6 protein-coding genes and 1 pseudogene are annotated in these 6,583 nt (G+C 70.2%); 4 read left to right on the top strand and 3 right to left on the bottom strand.

Annotated elements, in window-relative coordinates:
- Window positions 1-181: 181 nt before the first annotated feature.
- The 4 genes from ETD85_RS59175 to ETD85_RS59160 are packed head-to-tail and all read left to right on the top strand — an operon-like array spanning window position 182 to window position 4,016.
- Complete coding sequence (locus ETD85_RS59175) at window positions 182-1,168, top strand: sugar ABC transporter substrate-binding protein (RefSeq protein WP_138698570.1); 987 nt, start codon at window positions 182-184, stop codon at window positions 1,166-1,168.
- A 10-nt stretch (window positions 1,169-1,178) separates the two neighbouring features.
- Window positions 1,179-2,141: an ABC transporter permease gene (locus tag ETD85_RS59170; RefSeq protein ID WP_206059579.1), complete on the top strand. Its 963-nt coding sequence runs from the start codon at window positions 1,179-1,181 to the stop codon at window positions 2,139-2,141.
- The gene (locus ETD85_RS59165; RefSeq protein WP_138698568.1) at window positions 2,138-2,980 is read left to right on the top strand and encodes an ATP-binding cassette domain-containing protein; all 843 of its coding nucleotides are present in this window, start codon (window positions 2,138-2,140) and stop codon (window positions 2,978-2,980) included. Before ETD85_RS59170 ends, ETD85_RS59165 begins: the two co-directional genes overlap by 4 nt.
- A 55-nt stretch (window positions 2,981-3,035) precedes the next feature.
- Window positions 3,036-4,016 (top strand): LacI family DNA-binding transcriptional regulator, encoded by a 981-nt coding sequence (locus ETD85_RS59160; protein ID WP_206059578.1) that lies wholly within the window; start codon window positions 3,036-3,038, stop codon window positions 4,014-4,016.
- Window positions 4,017-4,217: 201 nt separating this feature from the next.
- Here the strand turns inward: ETD85_RS59160 and ETD85_RS59155 are convergent, their stop codons facing one another.
- From ETD85_RS59155 to ETD85_RS59145, 3 genes and pseudogenes are all read right to left on the bottom strand, one after another.
- Entirely contained in the window at window positions 4,218-5,045 is an 828-nt protein-coding gene (locus tag ETD85_RS59155) for a PIG-L family deacetylase (protein WP_138698566.1), read from the bottom strand.
- A 119-nt stretch (window positions 5,046-5,164) separates the two neighbouring features.
- Window positions 5,165-5,932, bottom strand: a complete 768-nt coding sequence (locus tag ETD85_RS59150) for a class I SAM-dependent methyltransferase (protein ID WP_138698565.1) — start codon at window positions 5,930-5,932, stop codon at window positions 5,165-5,167.
- A 229-nt stretch (window positions 5,933-6,161) separates the two neighbouring features.
- Window positions 6,162-6,583, bottom strand: a pseudogene (locus ETD85_RS59145) (tetratricopeptide repeat protein); the annotation flags it as partial.

Raw genomic sequence — 6,583 nt, 5'->3', positions numbered from 1 at the left:
CGTCGGCGACGCACTCGCCCAGAACAGCGATCATCGGGCCTGCCTTTCCGGCACGTTGCCGATTTGTTACGGCACCAGGGCATTGACGTTTCTCGGATCGGAGTCCATCATCGCAGCACAGCCGATGTCAACGATGACATATGTCAACGATGACATTGAATACCCCCTGATAGGAACCGCCATGAATGCGAAGCTTTCGGCCGGACTCCTGGTCACCGCGCTGCTCGTCACCGGCTGCGGAGGGAGCGGCGGCAGCGGACAGAGCGCCTCCACCCCCAAGGTCGGCCTGATCACCAAGACCGAGACCAACCCGTTCTTCGTCAAGATGAAGGAAGGCGCGCAGAAGTCGGCCCAGGCCAACGGCATGGAGCTGATGAGCGCGGCGGGCAAGTTCGACGGCGACAACGCGAGCCAGATCACCGCCATCGAGAACATGGTCGCCGCCGGTGTGAAGGGCATCCTCATCACCCCGAGCGACACCAAGGCCATCATCCCCGCGATCAAGAAGGCCCGCGACGCCGGCGTGCTCGTCATCGCCCTCGACACCCCCACCGAGCCGCAGGACGCCACCGACGCGCTGTTCGCCACCGACAACCTCAAAGCCGGCGAGCTGATCGGCCAGTACGCCAAGGCCGCCATGGCCGGCAAACCCGCCAAGATCGCCACGCTCGACCTGGCCCCCGGCATTACCGTCGGCCAGCTCAGGCACGACGGCTTCCTGAAGGGGTTCGGCATCCAGGAGGGCGACCCCTCCATCGTCTGCTCCCAGGACACCAGGGGCGACCAGGCCAAGGGCCAGACCGCCATGGAGAACTGCCTGCAGAAGGCCCCCGACATCAACGTCGTCTACACCATCAACGAGCCGGCCGCCCTGGGCGCGTACACCGCCTTGAAGGCCAAGGGCCGCGAAAAGGACGTGCTGATCGTCTCCGTGGACGGCGGCTGCACCGGCACGAAGGCCGTGCAGTCAGGACAGATCGCCGCCACGAGCCAGCAGTACCCGATCAAGATGGCCGAGGACGGCGTCAAGGCGGTCGCGGCCTTCGCCAAGAACGGTCAGAAGGCCTCCGGCTACACCGACACCGGAGTCACCCTGATCACCGACAAGTCCGTGACGGGCGTCGAGGCCAAGGACACCGCCTTCGGCCTGGCCAACTGCTGGGGCTGACATGGCCGTCATGGAAGCCACGCTGCCGCGCCGCCTGATCAGCACGCCCGTCGCCGGCCCGCTGGCCGCGCTCGTGCTGGCCGCCGTGTTCTTCGGGCTGAACTCCGCCCAGTTCTTCACCGGCTCCAACCTCTCCCTGATCATCCAGCAGGTCATGGTCGTCGGCACGCTGGCGATCGGGCAGACCCTGATCATCCTGACCGCCGGCATCGACCTGTCCAACGGCGCGATCATGGCCTTCGGCGGGATCGTGATGACCAAGCTGGCGGTGGACTCAGGTCTGCCGCCGGTGCTCGCGCTCGTCGCCGGGCTCGCGATCTGCTCGGGGTTCGGGCTGGTCAACGGGTTGCTGGTGACGCGGATCTCGCTGCCGCCGTTCATCGTGACGCTCGGCATGCTGAACGTGGTCTTCGCCCTGACCCACATCTACTCGAACGAGCAGACGATCACGGAGCTGCCCGCGCTGCTGACGTTCCTCGGTGAGACGTTCCAGGTCGGGCAGACGAACGTCACCTACGGCTCGCTGCTCACGATCCTGCTGTTCCTGGTGTTCGCGTACCTGCTGGGGTCCACCGCGTGGGGCCGGCACGTGTACGCGCTCGGCAACAGCCCCGAGGTGGCCCGCCTGACCGGCATCAGGACCAACCGCCTCACCGTGGGCGTCTACACGCTGGCCGGCTTCGTCTACGGCATCGCCGCCCTGCTGCTCGTCTCGCGCACCGGCGTGGGCGACCCGCAGGCCGGCCAGACCGACAACCTGGACAGCATCACGGCCGTCGTGCTCGGCGGCACCAGCCTGTTCGGCGGCCGGGGGCTGGTGATCGGAACGCTGATCGGAGCGCTCATCGTGGGGGTGTTCCGCAACGGGCTGCAACTCATGGGCGTACCGTCGATCTACCAGACGCTCATCACGGGCATCCTGGTGATCCTCGCTGTCACCGTCGACCAGCTGTCGCGCAGGAGGAACCGATGACGGCCCCAGAGCTCCAGCCGCCCGCACCGCCGACCCCGGTGCTCCAGGCCCGCGGCCTCGTCAAGAGGTACGGGCACGTGACCGCCCTCGACGGCGCCGACTTCGATCTGATGCCCGGTGAGGTGCTCGCGGTCATCGGCGACAACGGCGCGGGCAAGACCAGCCTGATCAAGGCGCTGACCGGCGCGGTGCAGCCCGACTCGGGCGAGATCCTGCTGGACGGCCGCCCGGTGCGCTTCCGCGACCCGCTCGACGCGCGCAGGCACGGCATCGAGACCGTCTACCAGGACCTCGCGGTCGCCGCCTCGCTCGATATCGCGACGAACATGTTCCTCGGCCGGGAAGTACGCAAGCCGGGTCTGCTCGGCCGCGTCTTCAGGATGCTGGACAAGAAGCACATGCGCGAGGAGTCGGCCCGGCACATGGCGGCGCTCAAGATCGGGCTGCGCTCGCTCACCCAGCCGGTCGAGTCGCTGTCGGGCGGCCAGCGGCAGGGCGTGGCGGTGGCCAGGGCGGTGGCCTGGGCCACGCACGTCGTGGTCATGGACGAGCCCACGGCCGCGCTCGGCGTCAAGGAGTCCGGCCAGGTCCTCGACATGATCAGGCGGGTCCGCGACCGGGGCACGCCGGTGGTGCTGATCAGCCACAACATGCCGCACGTGTTCGAGATCGCCGACCGCATCCACGTCCAGCGCCTCGGCCGCAGGGTCGCGGAGATCGTTCCGGGCGAGCACAGCATGGCCGAGGTGGTGGCCATCATGACCGGCGCGCTCCAGGTCTCGGACGGCAAGGCGGTGGTGGCCGACAAGGGCGCGGCGGAGGCCATCGGCCTGTCCTGACGAGGATTTCGGGGCCACTAGCATGGGCGAAATGCGGCGTCCGACGATGACTGATGTGGCGCGTGAGGTCGGTGTCACAGCGAAGACCGTCTCGCGGGTGCTCAACGACGACGGCCCGGTGGCCGTGGAGACCCGCGAGCGGGTCATGGCGGCCGTCGCGCGGCTGGGCTACCAGCCCAACCTGATGGCCCGCAACATGCGGGTCGGCGCGCGGGACGCCGCGATCGGCCTGGTCATCCCGGAGATGGGCAACCCGTTCTTCGGTACGGTCGCCGGCGGCATCGAGAGCGCCATCCGCACGCGCGGGCTCACGCTCATCGTCGGCTCATCCAGCGAGACGGCCGTGCTGGAGCAGTCTTTGATCGCGGCGTTCCTGGGCCGCCGGGTGAGCGCGCTCATGATCGTGCCCTCGGCCGCCAGCGATCACCGCCACCTGCGCACCGAGCGGGTGGCGGGCCTGCCGATCGTCTTCCTCGACCGCCCGGCGGTCGGGATGACGGCCGACAGCGTGGTCAGCGCCAACAGGGAGGGCGCAAAGACGGGCGTCGCGCACCTGATCGCCCACGGTCACCGCCGGATCGGCTTCGTGGGCGACCTGCCCGCCACCCTCTACACCCGCCGCGAGCGTTTCCAGGGTTACCGCGACGCCCTGGCCGAGTCGGGTCTGCCGTTCGATCGCTCGCTCGTGGAGAGCGGGCACGACCAGGAGGCGGCGGCGCACGCCACGATGCGGCTGCTGGGTCTCGCCGACCCGCCGACGGCGCTGTTCGCGGCCAACAACCTCGCCTCGATGGGAGCGGTGGTGGCGCTGTCGCGGGCCCGGCGCAAGGACGTGGCGCTGGTCGGGTTCGACGACCTGCCGCTGGCCGAGGTGCTCGACCCGCCGCTGACGGTCGTGGCCCAGGACGCGGCGGGAATGGGGGCCGCGGCGGCGGAGCTGGTGCTGTCGCGGCTGGACGGCGACCGGTCCAAGGCCCGCAGGTCGCTGGTGCCCACCCGGCTGATCGCCCGCGGCTCCGGCGAACTACGCCCGTAGCCGGCGCGGGGGTCGCGCGACTGGGCCGGCCCTCCTCGACGGCACAGGGCGCAGAGGTCCGAGCTCGGTCAGCGTTGCGGCGGGACATGAGGGCCTTGCCGGCTCGGTGGTAGATGTCGCAATCCACACCGAACCGAAGGCCCTCACCCCATTCACGGAATCATCGGAGCCGGGTCGCCGTACCTGTGGTGGTCAATGCGGTCAGCCGTCACGCAGGCCCGCGAACAGGTCCTCCTCGTGGCCGGGGGCGCCGACCTTGTTGAGCTTCCGCTCGAACGCCTCGTGCGAGAACGCCTGCTGCTGCGTCTCCTCGGGCATGCGCAGCAGGAAGATGTTCTCCCCCTGGCTCTCGTGCGCCCGCAGCGCCTTGAGCTTGCGCTCGACGTAGGGGGAGACGTCGACGATGCTGGTGACCCGCTCGTCGGGGGTGCCGAAATCGTCGGAGGGCTCGAAGCCGCCGAGGTCGATCCCGTTGTCGCGCATCATCTCGAACATCTGCTTGATCGCGGAACGGGGCATGGCCGTGTAGTAGAACTTGTCGGGGATGCCGGTCGACTCCGTGGCGGCCACCGTGACGCGGTGGGTCTGGACGTGGTCCGGGTGGCCGTAACCGCCGCCGCCGGTCTCGTCGTAGGTCACCACGACGTGCGGCCGGTAGCGCTCCATGAGGGCGGCGAGCTTGGCCGCGGCCGTCTCGACCGGCACGTTGGCGAACGCGTCCGGGTGCTGGTTGGTCTCCCAGCCGTCCATGCCGGAGTCGCGGTAGCCGAGCAGCTCCAGGTGGTCGATGCCCAGGTGCGCGACCGACTCGCGCAGCTCGGCGAGCCGGCGCTCGGCGACCGCCGCGTCGTCGTGACCGGGCTGGCCCGGCTTCACGCCGCCCTGGTCGTCGCCCTGCTCGCCATTGGTGCAGGTGACCAGGACCGTGCGGATGCCCTCGTCGGCGTAGCGGGCGAGGATGCCGCCGGTGCTCAGGCACTCGTCGTCGGGGTGAGCGTGCACGACCATCAAGGTGAGTTGCCGATCCATGGGTCGAAACACTACCGGCCGGGTGCGACAGTTTCCGTCCTGCCCACCTTGTCGTGGCATATCCGCCCCCCTCAGGGTGGGCCAGCTCATCGTGCGGGCCTTCTCGCCCGGGGAGCAGGTCAGCCTGTCAGGCGGGCCTTCCAGATCTCCTCGCTCGGCCACCGGTGCGCCCAGTCCGCCGAGACCTCCGAGTAGTCCCGGTGCGCGGGCTTGGGCGCCTGGATCTCGATCAGCTCCTCGACCGTGAAACCGCACGACCGCAGCAGCGCCAGCATCTCCCCATGCCCCAGGGTGAACTCCGCGGACATGCCGTCCGCCAGCTGCCGCAGGCCGAACTGCGGGCGGAGCAACGCCGCGCCCGCCTCCCCGTCGGCGGGCACGCACAGCGCGAACAGCGGCGACCGGCGCAGGAACACCAGCAGGCCGCCGGTCCGCAGCAGCCGCGCGGCCTCGGGGATCCAGCGGTAGGGGTCGCACCACAGCGACGCGCCGTACTCGCTGATCGCCAGGTCGAAGCGGTCGCCGGCACACGGCACCCGCTCGGCGTCGCCCAGCACCAGCGGGAAGCCGAGACCGAACTCCGCCTGCATCGCGCGGGCGGTCGCGAGTTGCTCGCGCGAGATGTCGACGCCCAGCGGCCGGGCTCCCGCGCGGGCGAGCCACGACGAGACGTAGGCGGTCCCGCAGCCGAGCTCGATCGCCTCCATCCCGGCCACGTCCGCTGGGAGCACGGACACCTGCGACTCCGGGGTGGCCCACAGCCCCCAGCGGGGCGCGGACTGCGACCACGCGTCACGGGCGAGCGGGCCGTGGAACCCGGCGGCCTGTTCGTCCCAGTACCGCCGGTTCAGCTCTACGTGATCGGCCGGGTCCTCGCGAACAATCATGGACCTCATTGGACAGGAGCACCGAGCACGCTGACAACGGAATTAGCGCCCCCAGGAAGGGCCCGCAGGCAGCCCTGCGGGTGGGGCCAAGCAGCCCCGTGGCCGAGGACGCACCTGCCACGGGGCTCGACGTGTGGGCGAGGACGCCCCGGTCACAGGGCCCGACGTGCGATGACGCCTCGGGCACAGGGTTCGACGTGGGGCCGATGACGCGCCCGCCTCGGGCGGACTACGTGCGGGTGGCGTCTCGTACCAGGTCGTCCGCGCGCAGGCGGGCGGCGGCCGCCTCCGCGTCGCGGCCCAGCGCGTCGGCGAGCGCCGCCTGCTTGAGCCAGTTGTACGGGCTGCACGGCCGGACGTTGATCCGCTCGCTCACCAGCACCCGCGCCACGTCCGCGAACCCGCCCCGCAGCGCCGCCTCCAGCAGCGTCTTCTGCACCGCGTCCCGCTGCGCATGGCTGCCGCCGAATTCGTTGATCCGGTGCCTGATCGGATACAGCAGGTCCACGACGGCCGGATAGTCCCGCCGCCCGAACGCCACGATCGCCCGGCACACCGGCAGGCCCACCCGCAGCGTCATGTCCCGGTTGGTCACCCCCGGCCGCGGCTCCAGCACGTACGCCTCACGCGTCGCGATCAGCTTCTCCGCGT

Source organism: Nonomuraea zeae, assembly GCF_005889725.1.
GTDB lineage: Bacteria > Actinomycetota > Actinomycetes > Streptosporangiales > Streptosporangiaceae > Nonomuraea > Nonomuraea zeae.
This window is presented reverse-complemented; position numbering and strand designations above follow the sequence as displayed.

Excerpts from the sequence above, each read along its gene's own strand:
- ETD85_RS59170 (WP_206059579.1), top strand. The coding sequence starts at position 1,179 with ATGGAAGCCACGCTGCCGCGCCGCCTGATCAGCACGCCCGTCGCCGGC.
- ETD85_RS59175 (WP_138698570.1), top strand. The coding sequence starts at position 182 with ATGAATGCGAAGCTTTCGGCCGGACTCCTGGTCACCGCGCTGCTCGTC.
- ETD85_RS59150 (WP_138698565.1), bottom strand. The coding sequence starts at position 5,932 with ATGATTGTTCGCGAGGACCCGGCCGATCACGTAGAGCTGAACCGGCGG.
- ETD85_RS59165 (WP_138698568.1), top strand. The coding sequence starts at position 2,138 with ATGACGGCCCCAGAGCTCCAGCCGCCCGCACCGCCGACCCCGGTGCTC.
- ETD85_RS59155 (WP_138698566.1), bottom strand. The coding sequence starts at position 5,045 with ATGGATCGGCAACTCACCTTGATGGTCGTGCACGCTCACCCCGACGAC.